24 protein-coding genes are annotated in these 18,674 nt (G+C 69.8%); 8 read left to right on the top strand and 16 right to left on the bottom strand.

The genetic code is table 11. The features are described from left to right. Nucleotides 1–99 precede the first annotated feature (99 nt). Nucleotides 100–621, top strand: coding sequence for a chloramphenicol phosphotransferase CPT (cpt, locus tag BT364_RS06335; protein WP_072484085.1), 522 nt, complete (start codon nt 100–102; stop codon nt 619–621). Nucleotides 622–764: 143 nt separating this feature from the next. Here cpt and BT364_RS06330 read toward each other — a convergent pair whose 3' ends face one another. The 8 genes from BT364_RS06330 to BT364_RS06295 form a co-directional block, all read right to left on the bottom strand. Further along, nucleotides 765–1,244 carry a GNAT family N-acetyltransferase gene (locus BT364_RS06330; protein ID WP_072484084.1) on the bottom strand — a complete coding sequence of 160 codons (480 nt, stop codon included), beginning with the start codon at nt 1,242–1,244 and terminating at the stop codon, nt 765–767. Between the two features lie 101 nt (nt 1,245–1,345). Beyond that, complete coding sequence (locus BT364_RS06325) at nt 1,346–2,245, bottom strand: hypothetical protein (RefSeq protein ID WP_072484083.1); 900 nt, start codon at nt 2,243–2,245, stop codon at nt 1,346–1,348. Between the two features lie 443 nt (nt 2,246–2,688). Further along, nucleotides 2,689–3,915: an MFS transporter gene (locus tag BT364_RS06320; RefSeq protein WP_072484082.1), complete on the bottom strand. Its 1,227-nt coding sequence runs from the start codon at nt 3,913–3,915 to the stop codon at nt 2,689–2,691. A 93-nt stretch (nt 3,916–4,008) separates the two neighbouring features. Further along, entirely contained in the window at nt 4,009–4,320 is a 312-nt protein-coding gene (locus BT364_RS06315) for an ArsR/SmtB family transcription factor (protein WP_072484081.1), read from the bottom strand. Between the two features lie 74 nt (nt 4,321–4,394). Continuing rightward, on the bottom strand, nt 4,395–4,709 hold the full coding sequence (locus BT364_RS06310; protein WP_143166453.1) for a hypothetical protein: 315 nt from the start codon (nt 4,707–4,709) through the stop codon (nt 4,395–4,397). A gap of 61 nt (nt 4,710–4,770) precedes the next feature. Beyond that, nucleotides 4,771–5,355, bottom strand: coding sequence for a DinB family protein (locus BT364_RS06305; RefSeq protein ID WP_072484079.1), 585 nt, complete (start codon nt 5,353–5,355; stop codon nt 4,771–4,773). A 236-nt stretch (nt 5,356–5,591) separates the two neighbouring features. Beyond that, nucleotides 5,592–6,746 carry a methyltransferase domain-containing protein gene (locus tag BT364_RS06300; protein WP_072484078.1) on the bottom strand — a complete coding sequence of 385 codons (1,155 nt, stop codon included), beginning with the start codon at nt 6,744–6,746 and terminating at the stop codon, nt 5,592–5,594. Nucleotides 6,747–6,759: 13 nt separating this feature from the next. Beyond that, a complete protein-coding gene (locus BT364_RS06295; RefSeq protein ID WP_072484077.1) occupies nt 6,760–7,542 on the bottom strand; it encodes a radical SAM/SPASM domain-containing protein in 783 nt (260 codons plus the stop codon). A 20-nt stretch (nt 7,543–7,562) separates the two neighbouring features. Between BT364_RS06295 and BT364_RS06290 the strand changes: the two genes are divergently transcribed. Beyond that, the gene (locus BT364_RS06290; protein WP_072484076.1) at nt 7,563–7,982 is read left to right on the top strand and encodes a DUF5753 domain-containing protein; all 420 of its coding nucleotides are present in this window, start codon (nt 7,563–7,565) and stop codon (nt 7,980–7,982) included. Between the two features lie 20 nt (nt 7,983–8,002). After that, nucleotides 8,003–8,209: a DUF397 domain-containing protein gene (locus BT364_RS06285; protein WP_072484075.1), complete on the top strand. Its 207-nt coding sequence runs from the start codon at nt 8,003–8,005 to the stop codon at nt 8,207–8,209. Between the two features lie 64 nt (nt 8,210–8,273). On the opposite strand, the gene msrA is transcribed toward BT364_RS06285, so the two are convergent. Both msrA and BT364_RS06275 read right to left on the bottom strand, forming a co-directional pair. Then, nucleotides 8,274–8,939 (bottom strand): peptide-methionine (S)-S-oxide reductase MsrA, encoded by a 666-nt coding sequence (msrA, locus tag BT364_RS06280; RefSeq protein ID WP_072484074.1) that lies wholly within the window; start codon nt 8,937–8,939, stop codon nt 8,274–8,276. A 78-nt stretch (nt 8,940–9,017) separates the two neighbouring features. Further along, nucleotides 9,018–10,121, bottom strand: coding sequence for a hypothetical protein (locus BT364_RS06275; RefSeq protein ID WP_072484073.1), 1,104 nt, complete (start codon nt 10,119–10,121; stop codon nt 9,018–9,020). A 68-nt stretch (nt 10,122–10,189) separates the two neighbouring features. Here BT364_RS06275 and BT364_RS06270 point away from each other — a divergent pair, with 68 nt between their 5' ends. Then, complete coding sequence (locus BT364_RS06270; RefSeq protein ID WP_072484072.1) at nt 10,190–11,335, top strand: cystathionine gamma-synthase; 1,146 nt, start codon at nt 10,190–10,192, stop codon at nt 11,333–11,335. A gap of 141 nt (nt 11,336–11,476) precedes the next feature. On the opposite strand, the gene BT364_RS06265 is transcribed toward BT364_RS06270, so the two are convergent. The 4 genes from BT364_RS06265 to BT364_RS06250 form a co-directional block, all read right to left on the bottom strand. After that, nucleotides 11,477–11,668 (bottom strand): DUF1059 domain-containing protein, encoded by a 192-nt coding sequence (locus BT364_RS06265; RefSeq protein WP_072484071.1) that lies wholly within the window; start codon nt 11,666–11,668, stop codon nt 11,477–11,479. Between the two features lie 63 nt (nt 11,669–11,731). Then, nucleotides 11,732–11,980, bottom strand: coding sequence for a hypothetical protein (locus BT364_RS06260; RefSeq protein WP_072484070.1), 249 nt, complete (start codon nt 11,978–11,980; stop codon nt 11,732–11,734). Continuing rightward, nucleotides 11,977–12,471 (bottom strand): sigma factor-like helix-turn-helix DNA-binding protein, encoded by a 495-nt coding sequence (locus tag BT364_RS06255; protein ID WP_072484207.1) that lies wholly within the window; start codon nt 12,469–12,471, stop codon nt 11,977–11,979. The genes BT364_RS06260 and BT364_RS06255 overlap by 4 nt, the downstream gene beginning before the upstream one ends. Nucleotides 12,472–12,544: 73 nt before the next feature. Next, complete coding sequence (locus tag BT364_RS06250; RefSeq protein ID WP_072484069.1) at nt 12,545–13,075, bottom strand: MarR family winged helix-turn-helix transcriptional regulator; 531 nt, start codon at nt 13,073–13,075, stop codon at nt 12,545–12,547. Nucleotides 13,076–13,253: 178 nt separating this feature from the next. Here BT364_RS06250 and ilvA point away from each other — a divergent pair, with 178 nt between their 5' ends. The 3 genes from ilvA to BT364_RS06235 all read left to right on the top strand — a co-directional run bounded on the left by ilvA (nt 13,254) and on the right by BT364_RS06235 (nt 16,528). Next, on the top strand, nt 13,254–14,483 hold the full coding sequence (gene ilvA, locus BT364_RS06245) for a threonine ammonia-lyase (RefSeq protein ID WP_072484068.1): 1,230 nt from the start codon (nt 13,254–13,256) through the stop codon (nt 14,481–14,483). A gap of 171 nt (nt 14,484–14,654) precedes the next feature. Next, the gene (locus BT364_RS06240) at nt 14,655–15,677 is read left to right on the top strand and encodes an ATP-binding cassette domain-containing protein (RefSeq protein WP_072484067.1); all 1,023 of its coding nucleotides are present in this window, start codon (nt 14,655–14,657) and stop codon (nt 15,675–15,677) included. Nucleotides 15,678–15,742: 65 nt separating this feature from the next. Then, complete coding sequence (locus tag BT364_RS06235) at nt 15,743–16,528, top strand: ABC transporter permease (RefSeq protein WP_371268275.1); 786 nt, start codon at nt 15,743–15,745, stop codon at nt 16,526–16,528. 67 nt (nt 16,529–16,595) lie between these two features. Here BT364_RS06235 and greA read toward each other — a convergent pair whose 3' ends face one another. Both greA and BT364_RS06225 read right to left on the bottom strand, forming a co-directional pair. After that, nucleotides 16,596–17,093: a transcription elongation factor GreA gene (gene greA / locus BT364_RS06230; RefSeq protein ID WP_072484065.1), complete on the bottom strand. Its 498-nt coding sequence runs from the start codon at nt 17,091–17,093 to the stop codon at nt 16,596–16,598. 184 nt (nt 17,094–17,277) lie between these two features. Continuing rightward, entirely contained in the window at nt 17,278–17,694 is a 417-nt protein-coding gene (locus tag BT364_RS06225) for a DUF4307 domain-containing protein (protein ID WP_072484064.1), read from the bottom strand. Nucleotides 17,695–17,792: 98 nt separating this feature from the next. Between BT364_RS06225 and mca the strand changes: the two genes are divergently transcribed. Then, nucleotides 17,793–18,674 (top strand): mycothiol conjugate amidase Mca, encoded by an 882-nt coding sequence (gene mca, locus BT364_RS06220; protein ID WP_072484063.1) that lies wholly within the window; start codon nt 17,793–17,795, stop codon nt 18,672–18,674.

Below are 18,674 nucleotides of genomic sequence, written 5' to 3'. Positions count from 1 at the left end.
GTTGTTGATTGACGACAACGCGGCAGATGTGCGTGCCCAGCCCCGCGACGCCGCCCCCCTATTGCCGGTCGGTCTTAGTGTGGCCCGGTGAAGACACAGATGATCGTGCTGAACGGTGGTTCCAGCTCGGGGAAGTCCGGGATCGCCCGGTGCCTTCAGGCGGTGTTGCCGGATCCGTGGCTGACCTTCGGCGTCGACACACTGGTCGAGGCGATGCCCGCGTCCATGCGCGAGTCGGACGCGGGCATCGAGTTCGCTCCGGACGGCGAAGTGGTCGTCGGCCCCGAGTTCCGTACGTTGGAGACGGCATGGATCGAGGGGGTCGTCGCGATGGCCCGCGCGGGAGCCGGGGTCATCGTCGACGAGGTGTTCCTCGGCGGCGCGGCCTCCCAGCAGCGGTGGCAGAAGGCGCTCGGCGGGATCCGGGTGCTGTGGGTGGGCGTCCGGTGCGAGAGCGCCGTCGCCGCCGTCCGCGAGATCGCGCGGGGCGACCGCGTCCCGGGCATGGCGGCCGCACAGGCGGACCTGGTCCATCAGGGCGTGACGTACGACATCGAGGTGGACACGACGCGGAGCGGGTCCATGGAGTGCGCGCGGGTCATCGCAGCCCACCTCGGCTGACCGGGCGCGCCCCACCGACGTACGCCCCCGCCGCCTCACGGACGGACACTCCCGCCACCCCGCTGATCGTTTCCGGCCACAGCGCTACGCACGCAGCACATCGCAGCACATCACAGCACCGCGTCGCACCGCGCGGCACAGCACTACGCGTCGCCGAGCTCCAGCTCACCGACGACCTGGTCCCCGCTCGTCTCCCCGGTGAGCCGGAACCCGAGCTTGAAGTAGAACTGCTCGGGCCCGTGTTCACCGGGGACCCAGCTCACGGTCGCACGCGTCTGCCCCCGCCGCCGGATCTCCTCGCACACCGCCTCCACCGCGAAGCGCCCGTATCCTCGTGCCTGTTGATCGGCGGCGATGTTCAGCCGCCAGAGCCCGGAGCGCAGCCGGACGTCGTTCGGGTCGTCCGGGTGGAACCGGACGTCGAAGAAGGCCATGACGAAGCCGACGAGCTGCTCGCCGTCGAAGATCAGCCGGGGCCAGGCGATGTCGGGGGTCACGTAGGCCTGGGCCAGCGACCAGGCGACCGGCTTCACGAGCCCGTCCTGGTCGGGTCGTACTTTCAGTTGGCAGGCAGCCTCGACATTGTCCGACGTGACCTTTTCCAGCCGCAGTGTTGAAGACATGCGGGCAACCTACAGACGGACGCCCTGCCGCAACGAACGAATACCCGGTGCCGCCGAGGCGGCGGCACCGGGTATCCGATGAACTCCCTTTATTTGAAAGGTCAGTTCGCGGGGGCCTGGTAGAGGCCCCGGCCGGCGCGGTGGGCCCGGGAGGTGGCGACGAGCCGGTCGAGGGTGCTGCGGACGGTGTTGATGCCGTTGGGGGTGAGCTCGCGCCCCAGGGCCTTCGTCACGTCGCGGGCGCGGACGGGGGTGTCGCCGGACGCGGCGAGCACCTTCATGGTCAGCTCGGTGAGGCTGCCGCTGTCGTCGACGGCCGGTGCGGCGGCCGCGGAGGTCGCGGCCTTCTTCGGCGCCTTGGCCTTCGCGGGCTTGGCGGCCTTGGTCGTCGCCCTGGCCGTCCTGGTCGCCTTCGCCGGTACGGCGGACTTGGCCGTCGCCTTGGCGTCCTTGGCGTCCTTGGCGTCCTTGGCGTCCTTGGCCTCCTCGGCGGGCTCGGCGGCGACGGCCTTCTTGGCCTGGCCGCGCTGGGCCCTCGGCTTGGCGGCGGCCTGCTTGCGGCCCTTGGGCGCGGCGGGCGCCTTGCGGGCGGCACGGCGCGCGGGGGTGGCCGCGGCCTGCTCCTGCGGGGCTTTTGCCTGGACGGCGGATTCGTGGGAGTCGACGGAGTCGATGGAATCCTGCGCCTGCTGCGGAATCCTGGCAGCGGGAGCGCTCGCCGCGTCGGCCTTGGCGTCCTCCGTCTCACCCGGCTCCGCCGCCTTCGGCTCCGCCGCCTTCGGCTCCGCCACCGCGCTCGCGGAGGGAGCAGGGGCGGGGGTGGGGACGCCCGACAGCGCACGCAGCGCTGTCAGCGCGGTCCGCACCGACTCCAGGCGCTCGGTGACAGTCGCGAGCTCCTTCTCCAGGGTCTGCTGGTGCTGCTCAAGGATCGGAAGTTCCTCCTCCAGCAAGGTAGTTGTGGCATCGATGGTGACCAGTGTGTTGGTCTCGGAGGTCATGTTGTCGCCCTTCTGTCCCGGCCGACCGTTGGTGACCGATGTATCGCAGGGTAAGGGGTGTTGTGTTGTGGCCGGAAATCGTCCGTCCACTACGGCGTTCCGCGAAGCACCGTCAGCACCGGCCGCCAGTCTCCTGAACGACGCCACGGCGTGCCCCGGAGTTGGTCCGGGAGACACTCGTTTGGCCGTACCGGGTCATCGGTGAGGCGTCCGGCGCGCAGCGACGCCGACGGATACGAGTCCGTTCAGCCCACTCCGTCCGCTGCGCTTTCCCCCTTCCCGCCGCGTGCGGCCGCTTCCGCCATGTGCGCCGTCGTCGGGCATCCGTCGGGGATCACCGCCGCTGGGCCGAGGACCGGTCCGGTACTCCCTGCGCCTGCGGTCCGACCGACGCGGAAAGCCGGGCCTTGCAGGTGCACCGCCCCTCGCCCCCGCGGGTCTTGTCAGACCCCCACCTCCCCGGGCGCCTGCCCGCTCGGGCCGGGCGACACGGCCTGCCGCACCCCGCCTCGATCCCGCCCCCGCTCCGGACTCAGCCGCAACGCCATCACCATCAGAGCGGCGACCGAGAACCCGACTCCGGCCCAGGCGAGTTGGCGGGCTCCGTACTCAGCCATGACCCAGCCGCCGACGGCGGTGCCGACGGTGATGCCGAGGTTGGAGAACGAGATGAAGAGGCTGTTCCCGAACTCGGGTGCATCGCTCGCGTCCCGCCCCAGCCAGCTCTGGCTCACGATGAGTCCGCCCGAGTGCACGGCACCCCAGACCAGGACCGCCGGAACCATCGGTGCGAACAACGGGCCGACGGCGTACAGAAGGACGTAGACCAGCAGACACAGCACCGGATACGCGACCACCGTGCCGACGAGGTTGCGCCGCAACAGGCTGCCGAAGGCGAAGTTCCCGAGGATCATCACGATGCCGAACGCCATCAGCATGGCGCTGACCCACGTACCGTCCATGTGCGTGACCTGCCCCAGGTACTCGGCGGAGTAGCCGTAGACCGAGAACATGGCCGCGAAGACGAGGACGACGGAGGTGATGGTCAGCCACATGCGGGGCCGCTTGAGAATGCTCAACTGGGCACCGTACGAAGACCGTTGGGAATCCGGAACCGGCATCGACGGGACGAACCACAGAATGCCGAGGAACGCGATCAGATTGACGAGTGCGCCGAACCAGAAGGCCGAAGCGAGCGACAGATGTCCGGCGAGGTACGAGGTCAACGGCACGCCGAGCGCGAAGCCGACGGTGACCCCGGCGAACACGGTCGTCGTGGCCCGGGTCGCGTCCTTCGCGGGTACCAACCGCGCGGCGGTGGCGAGCGCGACCGCGAAGAACACGGGATGGAAGAGGGCGGGAACGACGCGGAAGGCGAGCATCACCTCGTACTGCGTGGTGAGTGCGTAGACAGCGTTGGAGAGCGCGAACACCGCGATCGCGGCGGCGAGCACCTTCTTGCGGTCGATACCGGACGCAAGCAGCGTTGTGAACGGCCCGGACACTGCGATGACCAGGGCGAACACCCCCACGAGCCAGCCGGCGGCGGACGGTGTGACACCGAGTTCGGCCGAGACCCGGGGCAGCACGCCGACCATCCCCATCTCGGTGGTGATGATCCCGAACACGCCCAGGGCGAGCACCAGAACGGTGAGGGAGGTCTTTCTCATCGGAACGGCCGTTACCTTTCGTTAAATCTAGAAAAGTAGATGTATTGAAGTGGGTGTCGAGGGCGCGCGTGAGGGGTCGGGGCCGGAGCCGGTCTACAGCTCGTCGCGGACGTGCGCGGCGAACTCCGCGATCGCCGGCTCGTTGCGCCGGTAGTACGTCCACTTGCCGATGCGCTCCGAGGTGAGCAGCCCCGCGTCCTTCAGGGTCTGCAGGTAGCCGGACACCACCGACTGCGCCAGCCCGGACCGCTTCTGGATGTCGCCGACGCACACGCCGATGTGGAAGCCGAGCCCCTGCTGCTGGTAGGAGTCCTCGTCGAAATGCTTCTCGGGCTCCCTCAGCCACTGCATGAACTGCAGGCGCGCGGGATTGGCGAGCGCCTTGTGCACGGCCAGCGGGTCCATCGCTCCACCCCTCCGGATCTCTCTGAAACTCTCTCTGTGGTACGCATCTAGCTTTCGCGATATGTAGTGCCGAGTCAAATCGTGCCGAGGCCGGTGCAGTGTGCGACCGTCGCATCGTCCGCCGCCACCGCGTGACGTGCCTCCGCCTGCCGCACGCGATGGACGATCTCGGCGGGGCCGCTCGATGCCAGGAGGGCCATGGCCCCTGGCCAGTCGACGAGCCGGAACCGGTCCACGATGCGGCTGGCCCCGTTGCTGAGCAGGGCGGCACCGGTCAGCCCGGAGACCGGACAGCTCGGAGCCGTCGCCGAGGGGAGCGACGAGTACCGCCGAATCCTGCGGGACCTGCGCGCCCACCGGAACCGGCCGGGCGGGTTCTGGGTGGCCAAGGACGACCCGCGGGCGGCGGACGAGGCGATCACCGGAACCGCTCGCGATGACAGGCGCTGTCTACGCCGACCGGGCAGGGGCGGGATCGCCGGTCCGGTTCGGTACCTGGCCGACGGCTCGCTGAAGGCGCAGTTGGCCGATCTCTGCGACATTCTTCATCAGTTCGGCGTTGACCCAGGCAATCATGTGGGCGACGGTGTGCCGAGGATCGTCCGGCCACGGGAACGGGCCGGTGGTGGCCAGACCGGCAGGGGTGAGCTGGTCCAGCGCCTCCAGCCAGTCCTCACGCAGGCCGCGCAACCACTCGACGGTCGGCTCCCCCGCGCCGGGCCAGGCGATGTCCTCCCGCTCTCGGGGCGTTCTCCCGTAGGCGTGATCCACGGCCACGCTCCACCACCAGCCGATGTGCCAGCTCAGCCAGCCGATGGTCGGCACAGGAACAGGATCGGGCTCGGTCTCCGCCCAGTCCACTGTCCATGTCCCGTCGTCGGCCCGGTGCACCGTCCAGCAATCCGCAGCGGGTTCCCACAGGAAGTCCTCGGGGACGAGCCGCTCCAGGTGGTACTCGAACAGCGACCATGTCAGGTCGAACTGCCAGCGCAGCAGGTCAAGTGCGCGGGCAGAACCATTGTGGGAGTCAGTCACCGTACGACTCTCGCACGGGGCGGGTCCGGTGAGAAGCGAATACCCGGCGAGCGGGCCCGCCCCGCTGTCCGGCGGAGCCGAGGAATTTCGCACCGGCCGGGGATTCGTCGCATCCTCGAAAGGTCGGCCCGTTTGCACCCCGCGACGCCGCCTCCGACCAGCAGGAGGTGCCCGTCGGCCACAAGCAGGCAGGCGGGGACCGGGTGGCTGGTCAGCGCCGAACGAGCAGGCCAGAGCTATGCGGCGTCCCCGAGGGATGCACTCCATCCGCCACGGGAGAAGTGACACACCCCGTCCGGTGTGATGCGGACCTGCGCGCCGAGCAGGGGCAATGAGCCCTCCACGTTGAGGCGGTTGCGGATGCGTTCCAAGGCGGTCCACAGCTTCTGGGGCCCGCCCTGGCGCACTTCTGGCGGGTCTGCCCACTCGGCGGATGCGCGTGCCCATGACCCGTCGGGATGGACGAGGCAGGTCGTTCGGCTCTGGTCGTCGAGTTCTCCGTAGGCGAGTTCCACGCCGGGCACGGTGAGTTCCAGCATGGAGCGCAGTTCCCATGCATTCGCCACGTCCACCACGGGATAGCGGCCCGTACTGACCTCTTCCCCGTCCGCACTCCGCGCGAAGGCGAACAGCTCGGTGAGTTCGGGCGGGTAGTCGTCCCCGGGGCGAGTGACCATGAAACCGGCCATGTCTCGTTCCACTCGCCCGACCACGTCACCGTTGGCATGCTTCCATCCGGTGACGATCAGGCATGTTCGTCCGAGCGTCGTCGCGATGCGTCCACCGGGTGCCAGCGCTCCGAGAATCGGCCTCAGCCCCGCACCGGCGGGCAGGCCGACCGTGGACACGATCCGCTTGTACGTGCCAGGTACATGCTCCGTCGCGTCGGCAGTGACGAAGTGGGGGAAGATCCCGAGCCGGGCCAGTCGTTCACCGGCCGCACGGGTCAGGTGGGAGTCCACATCCAAGCTGGTCACATGCTGGTCCCCGATGCGCCGGGCCGCATAGGCGGTGAGTCCGCCGCTTCCGGTCCCCAAGTCCAGGACCGAAAGCCCGTCCCCGAGCCGCCCATGGCGGAGCATGCGCACCACGAGACCGGGCATCGTTGCCGATGATGTGGGTCGGCCGTGTGCCCGGTCCTCGATCCGGGCATGGTCGGCGTGCAGGGCGCCGACCTTGGTGATCAGCGACCGGTCCGAGTAGGCCGCTCGCAGCCACGCTCCCGGATCACTGGCCCCGTCGCGCAGCACCCAATCCGAGCCGTTCGCGTCCCTCTCCCACCATCGAGGGACCAGTTCGTGACGGGGCACGTTCGCCACCGTCGACAGCCACCGGGAATCCGGGTCCGTCACCTGATCCGCGAGCCGCTCCGCAGGTCCGTGCCAATCCATGCTGCCCAGCCTCTCAGTACTTGGGCGCACAGGCAGTCGTGTTCGCCGGGTTGCAGTCGCCGCTGTCGTCCGGCGGACAGGCATCCCGGGCAGGCAGCGGAATCCGCGCTGCGAGGTCTGCCCAAGCCTTTCCACCGAGCAGTTCCGCCAACCGGTTCTCGCGCACGTTCCCCGCCGGGAAGTCCCGCGCCAGCACGCACCCCGCGAGATCCCCGTTCGGAAGGACGGCGGCGCGCCCACGCGTGCACCTCCCGCACATCTCGTCCACCGCCGGTGACTGCCCCGGCAGCAGCGCCCGCCCGACCGCCCGCGCCCTGTCCACGGTGATCCGGGTCACGCCCATGGATTGCAGTTCGGCACGGGCTTCGACGACACGTTGCCCCGGCAGGACCTCCACGATTCCGGCCCGGACCGTCACGCCCCGCTTCACGGCCTCACGGATGTTGTGCCGGGTCCGGACGTAGCTTCCGATCCGGCCGGTGATCTTGTCGTGCTCGGCGGAGCCGTCGCTGTAGTAGCTGGTACCCAGCGTCACCGCCGGATGCGTGAACAGCTCCCACCACTGCTCGTGGACCGTGTACAGGTTGCTGTAGACCTCCACGTGACGACCGAGCGAGAGCGCGTACTCGGTGAGAGCCCGCCAGTGCGGGTGAACCGTCGGTTCACCGCCGATGATCTGAATCGTGCGGATACCCAGAGCGGCGGCATCGAAGATGACCGCGCGCCAGTCATCCAGGGACATGGCCCCGTGGGTGGCCTGCGGACTGGAATCCGACAGGCAGTGCGTGCAGGACAGCTGACATCAGCCAGAAGGAAGTGGATCAGCGGGTGCAGGCGCGGATCGAGCGGCAGGCGGTGCTCACCAAACCCAATCCGCTCCAGCTCTGGGCGATCATGGATGAGGCCGCCGTACGCCGGATGGTCGGTGGGCGTGAGGTGATGCGCGAGCAGGCGCAGCATCTTGCCCGGCTGGCGGACGAGCCTCAGGTGACCTTGCAGTTGATCCCCTTCGGGAAAGGGGCACACGCCGGTATGACCGGGAGCTTCGTGCACATGGACTTCCCGGATGCGCAAGATCCGGAGTTGGTCTACGTGGATACACCTGCGGGTGATCTGTTCCTGGAGTCCGAGGCGGAGATCCGGCGGTACAAGTCGATGTTCGAGCACTTGCAGGCTGTGGCGCTGGGCCCGGACGACAGCGCTGAGCTGCTGGATAGTGTGTGCCGGTCGGAGTGACTGAGAGAAGGTGTTCGGAAGTGCAGTACGACCCCACCGAGTTGGCATGGCGGACGAGTAGCTACAGCAGCGGCAACGGTCAGTGCGTCGAGGTTGCCGACGTGCAGGGCGCCGTTCCTGTGCGGGACAGCAAGGCGGCAAGCGGTCCGGTGCTGATCTTCGGTGCCGGGGCGTGGGCCGCCTTCGTGGCCGGAATGCGCGAGCGTGGCATCGCGGCCGCTGTGTGATCCCTGGGTCTGATCGCCGGCCGGCCGGGGCGTTGCGCGGACCGACCGGTCGGCGGTCAGCCCGTCACTCTCCGGCCGGAGCCACCCCGATCGGGCACGAGACCCCCGTGCCGCCGATGCCGCAGTAGCCCGCCGGGTTCTTGTCGAGGTACTGCTGGTGATATGCCTCGGCGGGCCAGAACGTGCGGCCCTCCGCCGGGAGGATCTCCGTGGTGATCGTTCCGTGGCCGGCGGCCGTGAGGACCTTCTGGTACGCCTCGCGGGAGGCTGTCACCGCGGCCTCCTGCTCGGGGGAGTGGGTGTAGATCGCCGAGCGGTACTGGGTGCCCACGTCGTTGCCCTGGCGGAAGCCCTGGGTCGGGTCGTGGGACTCCCAGAAGAGCTTCAGCAGCTCGGCGTACGAGACGGTCTTCGGGTCGAAGACGACGCGGACGGCCTCGGTGTGGCCGGTCAGGCCCGAGCAGACCTCTTCGTACGCGGGGTTCTCGGTGTAGCCGCCCTGGTAGCCGACGAGCGTCGTCCAGACGCCGTCCGTCTGCCAGAACTTGCGCTCGGCGCCCCAGAAACAGCCCAGCGCGAAGTCCGCGACCTCCAGCCCCTCCGGGTACGGGCCCAGCAGCGGGTTGCCGAGGACCGTGTGGTGGGACGGGACGGCGAATTCGGGGGTGGGGCGGCCCTTCAGGGCCTCCTCCGGGGTGGGGAGCTGGGGGGTGCGGCGTTGCAGGAACATGCGGGGGCTCCTCCTGGGGTGGGTGTGCAGTGCGTACAACGCGGCGGGAGCGCCATGGATTCCGCCCGGCCGTAGCCCTCAGTGCGGCAGCGTCGCGGGGCTGCCGCCGTTCGCCTCGTAGCCGGCCACCGCCAGCGCCCGGTAGACCGTGTACTCGGCGGCCGGGTCGGAGTCCTGCGTCCACGGCAGCGCGCCCACGTGGCCGTCGATGTGGACGAGCTGGGTCATCGCCTCCGACCAGCGTTCCATCCGGACGAGGAAGAGGACCAGCAGATGGCGCACGTGCGCGAGCATCGGGTCGTCCGGGCGGGCCGCGTGCACCGCGAACAGGGCACCCTCGACCGCCTTGGTCACCACCAGGCCGCGGTAGAAGCCCTGCACCAGATTGACCTCGGGCAGGTGCTCGTACACCGCGAAGAGCGGCAGCGCGGCCAGCAGCGAGCCCTGCGGGGCGCGGGCGGCGGCCGAGGTGGCGAAGCGGTCGGCCTCCTCGCGCGAGCCGTGCCACTTCTCGCACCAGTAGTGCAGCGCGGCGATGTGCGCGCCCATGTGCGCCGGGGCCCGGTCCATCACCTTCGCCCAGAGCCGGTCGAACTCCTCGTGGGAGTAGCCGAGTCCGCGGGAGACGGCGAGCTCGACGATGTACGGAAGGGGGTCGCCCGGTGCCAGCAGGGCCGCCTCGCCGCAGACCGTACGGGCCTCCTCCAGGATGATCCGGAAGTCGTCCGTCCCCGCGGTCGACGAACGCCACGCCTGCTGCACCAGGAACTCGGCGTGCACCGCCGCACCGCCCGCGTCCTTCGGCGCCTCCGCCCGCCACTTGCGCAGCCACGCACCACCGACCCCGGGCTGCTGCGCCAGCTCCAGCGAGGCGGCACCGGCGAAGGCCTGCACCCGCTGCCACCGCACCTCGCCCTCCTTGGGCGTACCGGCCAGCAACTGCGAGGCCGCCCGCCAGTCCTGTGAACGCTGCACGACATCGAGCACATCCAGAAGATCCTGGTCCGGGCCCGGCAGCCGGATGTCCAGCTCCTCCTGGCGCACGAAGCCGTAGGCGTCCGGGTCGGCGGCGTCCGGGGAACCCGGCGCGACCTGGCGGATTCCGCCCCGGCGGCGCAGCACGAAGGGGCCGACGACCGCGGCGAGCATGCACAGGGCGATCAGGAACCACAGAATCTCCATGCCCCCATTGTCACCGGACGGCCCGGTAGTCCGGTGGGCGCCCTCGCGACGAACTACGCTCTGGCCCCATGAGCGACCAGCACAGCTTCGAAACCCTCGCGATCCATGCGGGAAACACCGCCGATCCCCTCACCGGCGCCGTTGTCCCGCCCATTTACCAGGTGTCCACGTACAAGCAGGACGGCGTGGGCGGACTGCGCGGCGGCTACGAGTACAGCCGCAGCGCCAACCCGACCCGTACCGCCCTGGAGGAGAACCTCGCGGCCCTGGAGGGCGGCCGCCGCGGACTCGCCTTCGCCTCCGGCCTGGCCGCCGAGGACTGCCTGCTCCGTACGCTGCTGACCCCCGGCGACCACGTGGTCATCCCGAACGACGCCTACGGCGGCACGTTCCGGCTGTTCGCGAAGGTCGTCTCGCGCTGGGGGGTCGAGTTCTCCGTCGCCGACACCTCGGACGTGGCTGCGGTACGGGCGGCGATCACCCCGCGCACCAAGGCGATCTGGGTGGAGACGCCGTCCAACCCGCTGCTCGGCATCACCGACATCGCCGCGATCGCCGGTGTGGCCCGCGCCGCGGGCGCGCGCCTGGTCGTCGACAACACCTTCGCCAGCCCCTACCTCCAGCAGCCCCTCGCCCTGGGCGCCGATGTGGTGGTCCACTCCACCACGAAGTACATGGGCGGACACTCGGACGTCGTCGGTGGCGCGCTGATCGTCAACGACCCCGAACTGGCAGAGGAGTTGGCGTACCACCAGAACGCCATGGGCGCGGTCGCCGGACCGTTCGACGCCTGGCTGGTGCTGCGCGGCATCAAGACCCTGGCGGTCCGCATGGACCGGCACAGCGAGAACGCCACCAAGGTCACCGATCTGCTCACCCGGCACCCCAAGGTGACCCAGGTCCTCTACCCGGGGCTGCCCGAGCACCCCGGCCACGAGATCGCCGCCAAGCAGATGAAGGCGTTCGGCGGCATGGTGTCCTTCCGCGTCGAGGGCGGCGAGGAGGCGGCGGTCCAGGTCTGCAACCGGGCGAAGCTGTTCACCCTCGGTGAGTCGCTGGGCGGCGTCGAGTCGCTCGTGGAGCACCCGGGCCGCATGACGCACGCCTCGGCGGCGGGCTCCCCGCTGGAGGTGCCGGCCGACCTCGTACGCGTCTCCGTCGGCATCGAGAACGCCGACGACCTGCTGGCCGACCTGACGCAGGCGCTCGGCTAGGGTTTTTCGTTCGGATCAGGCCGGATCAGGCACCGGGGCACGCGAGCCCGGCACGATCCGAACGAGAGGCCCTGGAGCCGGTCCGTCAGTGAATCCGGGCGGGCCCGAGCCTTCGGGTCCGCCCGGACGTACGCGGCGGGGTCAGGCGCCGACCTTCTCGTCCTCCAGCATCGCCCGGATCTGTTCGCGCAGTTCCGGGCTGTCGGTGTGCTCGTGGACGGAGACCGCGTGCTCCGTCGCGGCCCGTACGACTTCCTCCTCCTCACCTGAGATGGTGAGCGAACAGTGCGACACACTCGGATGCTTGCGGCAGTCAGCGATCTTCCTGGTCATGGCAGCCTCCTCGGCCGGTTCCGCGTGCCGCCCATTCCAGGGTAGATCGCACGCGAGCCCCGCTCACCAGCCCTCCAGCGGCGTCGTCTCGGCGGGAGGCACCTGCCAGGGATGCGCCTGAATCGCCCAGACCGTGAAGGCCACCACCGCGGCGCACGCCACCAGCAGCATCAGCCGGCGGGCGAACAGCCGCCGGCGCAGCATCCTGCCGCCGCGCTCCGCCACCCGCTGCGCCAGATCGGCGGGCACCTGCGGATGCGGGCCGTCCAGCATCCGCCGGACCTCGTCCTCCCGGTCGCCACCGCGGCTCATCGCGCCACCCCCAGCGGACCCGGCGTGCCGCGCCGCGCCGTGGGACGGCGGGTGCCGCGCATCGTGGCCACCGAGCGGTTGCAGACCGCCCGCACCCGCTCCACCGGCAGGCCGAGCAGCGCCGCGGTCTGCTCCTCCGCGACGCCCTCGTACAGCCGCAGTACGAGGACGAGGCGTTCCTGCGGTGTCAGGGGGTCCAGCAGACCACCGCGCGGCCGGTGGTGCCGCCAGACCTCGTGGGCGAACCGGGTGGCGAGCTCGCGCCGGGTGCGGTCGTACGGGTCCTCGCCGCGCAGCCCGTCCCACTGTGCGTACGTGTGCGCCAGGGCGGCCGTGAGCAGCCGCTGGGCCCGGGGATTGGCTCCCGGCGGCCGCATGGGCTCGGCGGTGAGCAGCGTGGCGGCGTGCAGCAGGCGGCCGGCCGCGCCCGCTACGAAGGTCTCGAACTCCTGGGCGCGGCGCCGCCCCCGGCCCGTCTGGCGCTCTCGCACAGTCCACATACGAGCCGCTGCGGGACTCCCGGTCAAGAGGAATGCCGTAGTCCGCCCGGGCCCGGAGCTTCCGTCAGCCCGCCGGGGGCGCCTGGTGCGAGGTCTGGCGGGCGGCCAGCGAGATGTTGAACCGGGTGAGCAGCGTGCAGAAGGTCTCGCGCTCCTCGGCCGTCCAGCCGTCCGTCACCTGGGTCATGAGCTCGCGCCGGGAGCTGCGGACCTCTTCCAGGCGCGCCTGGCCGCGCGGCGACAGCTGGAGCACGACGGCCCGGCCGTCCTCGGGGTGCGAGGTGCGCTTGACCAGGCCGGTGTCGACGAGCGGAGCGACCTGCCGGGTCACGGTCGAGGAGTCGATCCCCATGCCCGCGGCGAGCGCCTTGACGCCCATCGGACCTTCCCGGTCCAGCCGGTTGAGCAGCAGATAGGCGGCCCGGTCCATGGAATTGCGCACCTGGCCGAGCCCGCCGAGGCGGGTCTGCTCGGCACGGCGGGCGAATACCGCGACCTGGTGCTGCAGAGCGTCGAGGAGGTGTTCGGAACCCGTGGGTTCGGGGGCGGCGCCCCCGGAAGGAGACGCAGCTGTCGTCATGTCCTGAGGGGGCATGGCCGGGGGCTCTCTTCGTGCGGTGTCGGATGGGTGGGGGACAGAGTACGCGGCCACGGGGCAACGCGTACCAGCGCTGCACAAACCTGTGGACAACGGTCCAGGAGGGCACCGGACGCGGCGCCCGGTGCCCCGCCGGACGGCGGGAACCCGCGGGCCGAGCTGCAAGAATTACGGTATGAACTACCGCGCGACCGGCCACTTTCCCCCACTGATCCTCGACGACATCCGCGGGGCGCAGAAGATGCTCTCCGGTGTGGCCAGGGTGACCGCCATGGAAGGCAGTCGCCACCTGAGCGAGCTCGTGGGCGCGCCGGTCCATTTCAAGTGCGAGAACCTGCAGCGGACCGGCTCGTTCAAACTGCGTGGTGCGTATGTGCGGATCGCCGGTCTGTCCCCGGTGGAGCGGGCGGCCGGGGTCGTCGCCGCGAGCGCCGGAAACCATGCGCAGGGTGTCGCACTCGCGTCTGCGTTGCTCGGCGTACGGTCCACGGTCTTCATGCCGGTCGGGGCGCCGCTGCCGAAGGTGGCCGCCACCCGCCAGTACGGGGCGCAGGTCCGGCTGCACGGACATGTCGTCGACGAGACGCTGGCCGCCGCGCAGGAGTACGCCCAGGAGACCGGTGCGGTCTTCATCCATCCCTTCGACCACCCGGACATCATCGCCGGACAGGGCACGGTGGGCCTGGAGATCCTCGAACAGTGTCCCGAGGTGCGCACCATCGTCGTGGGGATCGGCGGCGGCGGTCTCGCGGCGGGCATCGCGGTGGCGGTCAAGGCGGTCCGGCCCGATGTGCGGATCGTCGGGGTGCAGGCGGCGGGCGCGGCCTGCTATCCGCCCTCGCTGGCCGTGGGCCATCCGGTGTCGATCGGGTCGCTGAACACGATGGCGGACGGCATCAAGGTGGGGCGCCCCGGCGATGTGCCGTTCGAGCTGGTCAGGGAGTTGGTCGACGAGGTCCGTACGGTCTCCGAGGACGAGCTGTCCAGTGCGCTGCTGCTCTGTCTGGAGCGGGCGAAGCTGGTGGTGGAGCCGGCCGGCGCGAGCCCGGTCGCGGCCCTGCTGAGCGATCCGAAGTCGTTCCGCGGGCCGGTGGTCGCGCTGCTCTCGGGCGGCAATGTGGACCCGCTGCTGATGCAGCGCATCCTGACCCACGGCATGGTGGCGGCCGGCCGCTATCTGAGCCTGCGGCTGCGTCTGACCGACCGTCCCGGTGCGCTGGCCACGCTGCTGGGCGTGCTCTCGGTGGTCGACGCCAATGTGCTCGACATCGGTCATGTGCGGACCGATCCCCGGCTCGGGCTCACCGAGGTCGAGGTGGAGCTCCAGCTGGAGACGAAGGGGCCGGAGCACTGCGCGGAGGTCTCGGCGGCGCTGCGCGACGCGGGCTATCTGGTGATGGACTGACCCGTACCGGCGCCGCACCGACCCTTGCCTGTCGCGATGTATCGCGTTACGTTACTGTTGCCGCCGGGTTGTCGCGGGCATGTCCGCCCACAGGCGTTCACCAGGCGCGGAAAGACCGTCAAACCTAGGATCTGTTGAGGAAGTCACCCGAACACACTGGGGGAATCCCGTATGCCAGGCGCCATCCATGCCGAAGGCCTGGTGAAGACCTTCGGCGATGTACGAGCACTCGGCGGTGTCGATCTCGATGTGCCGGAAGGCACCGTCCTCGGACTTCTCGGTCCCAACGGCGCAGGCAAGACGACCGCCGTGCGCGTCCTCACCACGCTGCTCAGGCCCGACAGCGGCAGGGCCGTCGTCGCGGGCATCGACGTACTGAAGAAGCCCAACGAGGTACGCAGGTCGATCGGCCTCTCCGGCCAGTTCGCCGCGGTCGACGAGTATCTGACCGGCCGTGAGAACCTCCAGATGGTCGGCCAGCTCTACCAGATGAGCGCACGGGACGCGAAGGCCAGGGCGGGGGAGCTGCTGGAGCGGTTCAACCTCGCCGACGCGGCCGACCGCACCGCCAAGACGTACTCCGGAGGCATGCGGCGCCGCCTCGACCTGGCGGCGGCGCTCGTCGTCTCCCCGCCGGTCATGTTCATGGACGAGCCGACCACCGGCCTCGATCCGCGCAACCGGCAGCAACTCTGGGAGGTCATCGAGGAACTCGTCGCGGGCGGCACGACACTGCTGCTCACCACGCAGTACCTGGAGGAGGCCGACCATCTCGCGCACGAGATCTGCGTGATCGACCACGGGCTGGTCATCGCCCGCGGCACCTCCGACGAGCTCAAGGCCCGCACCGGCGGCGAACGCGTCGAGGTCGTGGTGCACCAGCGCGACCAGATCGAACCGGCCCGCGCCGTGCTCGCCCACCTCGGCAAGGGCGAGGTCGCCGTCGCCGAGCACATGCGCAAGCTGACCGTCCCGGTCATCGGCGGGGCCAAGCTGCTGGCCGAGGTCATCCGCGACCTCGACGCCCGCGGCGTGGAGATCGACGACATCGGACTGCGCCGCCCCACCCTCGACGACGTCTTCCTCTCGCTGACCGGGCACACCGCCGGGACGGGGAACGGCGACAAGAACGGCGACGCGACCGGGGCCGGCCCGGCCGACGACGCCCTGGCGGGGACGGAGGCGGTCAAGTGAGCGCCATCAGCGAAACGGCCCCGGCCCCGGCCGCCTCCAGGGCGGGCGGCGGGATCGGGCAGTCGATGCGCGACTCCCTCGTCATCGCCCGCCGGAACCTGATCCGCATGGCCCGGATCCCCGAGATGATCATCTTCGGGCTCATCCAGCCGATCATGTTCGTCGTGCTGTTCAGCTACGTATTCGGCGGCTCGATGATGATCGGCGGCTCCACCAGCCCCGCCGAGTACCGGAACTTCCTGATGGCCGGCATCTTCGCGCAGACCGTCACCTTCGCCACCGCCGGAGCCGGCGCGGGCATCGCCGACGACATGCACAAGGGCCTCATCGACCGGTTCCGCTCGCTGCCCATGGCGCGCGGCGCGGTCCTCACCGGCCGTACGCTCGCCGACCTCGTCCAGACGACGCTGACCCTGCTGGTCCTCGCCGTCGTCGCCCTGCTGGTCGGCTGGCGCACCCACGAGAACATCGGCAAGGTGCTCGGCGGCTTCGCGCTGCTGCTCCTGCTGGGGTACGCCTTCTCCTGGATCGGGGCGCTGATCGGCCTCTCGGTCCGCACCCCCGAGGCGGCCACCTCCGGCGGGCTGATCTGGCTCTTCCCGGTCACGTTCATCTCGAACGCCTTCGTGCCCACCGAGAACATGGCGAGCTGGCTCCAGCCGATCGCCGAATGGAATCCGTTCAGCGCGACCGTCCAGGCCTGCCGGGTGCTCTTCGGCAACCCGGGCGTGTCGCCGTCGGATGCCTGGCCGATGGTGCACCCGGTCTGGGCGTCGCTGATCTGGTCCCTGCTGATCCTGGTGGTCTTCCGCACCCTGGCGGTGCGCAAGTACCGGCAGGCGGCGGTCTGAGGACCGCCGCACACGCAGGGAGCCTCCGGCCGTCGGGCCGGAGGCTCCCTGCGTCGCTGGTGCCCGGTCAGCCGGTGTACGGCTTCGCCGCGAGGATCTTCACGGTGGCCGTCTTGCCGTTCGGCAGCTCGTACTCGGCGTCGTCGCCCATCCGCTTGCCGTTCACGCCGGTGCCGAGCGGCGACTGCGGGGAGTACGTCTCGATGTCCGAGCTCGCGTACTCACGGGAGGCGAGCAGGAAGGTCATCGTGTCGTCCAGGTCGCCGTCGAAGGCGATCGTCACGACCATGCCGGGCTCGACCACGCCGTCGTCGGCAGGTGCCTCGCCGACCTTCGCGTGCTCCAGGAGCTGGGTCAGCTGGCGCACCCGGAGCTCCATCTTGCCCTGCTCCTCCTTGGCCGCGTGGTACCCGCCGTTCTCACGCAGGTCGCCCTCCTCACGGGCCGCCGCGATCTTTACGGCGATCTCCGTGCGCGCGGGACCAGACAGGTGCTCCAGCTCGGCCTTGAGCTGGTTGTACGCCTCCTGCGTGAGCCAGGTGACGTTTTCGCTGGTCTGGGTCACAGGGTGCTCCTCGTCGGTACTGGTGAATACAAAGCATCGCCCTACCCGTAAGCATGTGCCACCACGGGTGGGCGAAACCACGAGCCTAACAATTCCCCAGGAAAAGGGGGAGAAGGTAAATCACCGGGACCGCGTATGCGCAGGTCGGGCCGGGGAACGGTGGGTCAGGGCCGGCGTGCGCCGGTCAATGCGACGCCCCGTCGTCGATGGTGCAGCCCAGCAGCTCGACGCTGGTGGCCCTGGACGTCGTACGCAGCGTCAGGATCCGGTCGATCCGGTCGGTGCGCTCGTCGAAGCGGAAGTCCTTGCGGGCCACGTCGCTGCCGTCCTCGTGCTGCGCGCGCAGGGTGCAGAAGCCCTTGGCGTCCTTGTCCTTGCGCACTTCGAGGTGGATGTCGACCCGCTCGTCCGAGACGACCTGGCGCTTGATCACCTCGGCGCTGATGCCCTGACCGGCGACATAGTCGTAACCGATCCAGCCGACCACACCGAGGAGCACGACGCCCAGCACCGAGCCGACGATCTTGAGCCGACGGTCCGCGCGCTGGTCCGCGGAGCGGCCGTAGCGGTTCTCCGGAGGCGCTTCGCGCACCGCGGTCATGATCGTTCCTCCCGTGCCGGGGATCGAGGAATTTTTCCACCCCCCGGTTCGGTCACTATAGAAGCCTGCCCACATGCCGAATCACTGAGGATCGAGTCTTGACCGAGCAGCTGCGACTGATGGCCGTCCACGCCCACCCCGACGACGAGTCGAGCAAGGGCGCGGCCACCATGGCCAAGTATGTGTCCGAGGGGGTGGACGTGCTGGTGGTGACCTGCACGGGAGGCGAGCGCGGCTCCATCCTCAATCCCAAGCTCCAGGGTGACACGTACATCGAGGAGAACATCCACGAGGTGCGCAGGAAGGAGATGGACGAGGCCCGGGAGATCCTGGGCGTCGACCAGGAGTGGCTCGGCTTCGTCGACTCGGGCCTGCCCGAGGGCGACCCGCTGCCCCCGCTGCCCGAGGGCTGCTTCGCGCTGGAGGACGAGGAGAAGGCCGCGGGCCGTCTCGTCCGCAGCATCCGCGCCTTCCGGCCGCAGGTCGTCACCACGTACGACGAGAACGGCGGGTACCCGCACCCCGACCACATCATGACCCACAAGATCACGATGATCGCCTTCGACGGTGCGGCGGACACCGAGACGTTCCCCGAGTCGGAGTTCGGTCCGGCCTGGCAGCCGCAGAAGCTCTACTACAACCAGGGCTTCAACCGACCGCGCACGGTGGCGCTGCACGAGGCGCTGCTGGCCCGCGGTCTGGAGTCGCCGTACGGCGAGTGGCTCAAGCGCTGGAAGGAGTTCGAGCGCGACGAGCGCACGCTGACCACGCACGTCCCGTGTGCGGACTTCTTCGAGATCCGTGACAAGGCGCTGATCGCACACGCCACGCAGATCGACCCGGACGGCGGCTGGTTCCGCGTTCCGATGGACATCCAGAAGGAGGTCTGGCCGACCGAGGAGTACGAGCTGGCGAAGTCTCTCGTCGATACCTCCCTCCCCGAGAGCGACCTCTTCGCGGGCATCCGCGACAATGCCTGA

It is taken from the genome of Streptomyces atratus (assembly GCF_900119365.1).
Taxonomy (GTDB): Bacteria; Actinomycetota; Actinomycetes; order Streptomycetales; family Streptomycetaceae; genus Streptomyces; species Streptomyces atratus_B.
Note: the sequence above shows the minus strand (reverse complement) of the source record. Positions and strands in the feature narration are given on the sequence as shown.

Bases quoted from the DNA above. Each gene is read 5' to 3' on its own strand.
- cpt (WP_072484085.1), top strand. From the start codon at position 100: ATGATCGTGCTGAACGGTGGTTCCAGCTCGGGGAAGTCCGGGATCGCC.
- BT364_RS06330 (WP_072484084.1), bottom strand. From the start codon at position 1,244: ATGTCTTCAACACTGCGGCTGGAAAAGGTCACGTCGGACAATGTCGAG.
- BT364_RS06325 (WP_072484083.1), bottom strand. From the start codon at position 2,245: ATGACCTCCGAGACCAACACACTGGTCACCATCGATGCCACAACTACC.
- BT364_RS06320 (WP_072484082.1), bottom strand. From the start codon at position 3,915: ATGAGAAAGACCTCCCTCACCGTTCTGGTGCTCGCCCTGGGCGTGTTC.
- BT364_RS06315 (WP_072484081.1), bottom strand. From the start codon at position 4,320: ATGGACCCGCTGGCCGTGCACAAGGCGCTCGCCAATCCCGCGCGCCTG.
- BT364_RS06300 (WP_072484078.1), bottom strand. From the start codon at position 6,746: ATGGATTGGCACGGACCTGCGGAGCGGCTCGCGGATCAGGTGACGGAC.
- msrA (WP_072484074.1), bottom strand. From the start codon at position 8,939: ATGTTCCTGCAACGCCGCACCCCCCAGCTCCCCACCCCGGAGGAGGCC.
- BT364_RS06275 (WP_072484073.1), bottom strand. From the start codon at position 10,121: ATGGAGATTCTGTGGTTCCTGATCGCCCTGTGCATGCTCGCCGCGGTC.
- BT364_RS06270 (WP_072484072.1), top strand. From the start codon at position 10,190: ATGAGCGACCAGCACAGCTTCGAAACCCTCGCGATCCATGCGGGAAAC.
- BT364_RS06265 (WP_072484071.1), bottom strand. From the start codon at position 11,668: ATGACCAGGAAGATCGCTGACTGCCGCAAGCATCCGAGTGTGTCGCAC.
- BT364_RS06260 (WP_072484070.1), bottom strand. From the start codon at position 11,980: ATGAGCCGCGGTGGCGACCGGGAGGACGAGGTCCGGCGGATGCTGGAC.
- BT364_RS06250 (WP_072484069.1), bottom strand. From the start codon at position 13,075: ATGCCCCCTCAGGACATGACGACAGCTGCGTCTCCTTCCGGGGGCGCC.
- ilvA (WP_072484068.1), top strand. From the start codon at position 13,254: ATGAACTACCGCGCGACCGGCCACTTTCCCCCACTGATCCTCGACGAC.
- BT364_RS06240 (WP_072484067.1), top strand. From the start codon at position 14,655: ATGCCAGGCGCCATCCATGCCGAAGGCCTGGTGAAGACCTTCGGCGAT.
- BT364_RS06235 (WP_371268275.1), top strand. From the start codon at position 15,743: ATGCGCGACTCCCTCGTCATCGCCCGCCGGAACCTGATCCGCATGGCC.
- BT364_RS06225 (WP_072484064.1), bottom strand. From the start codon at position 17,694: ATGACCGCGGTGCGCGAAGCGCCTCCGGAGAACCGCTACGGCCGCTCC.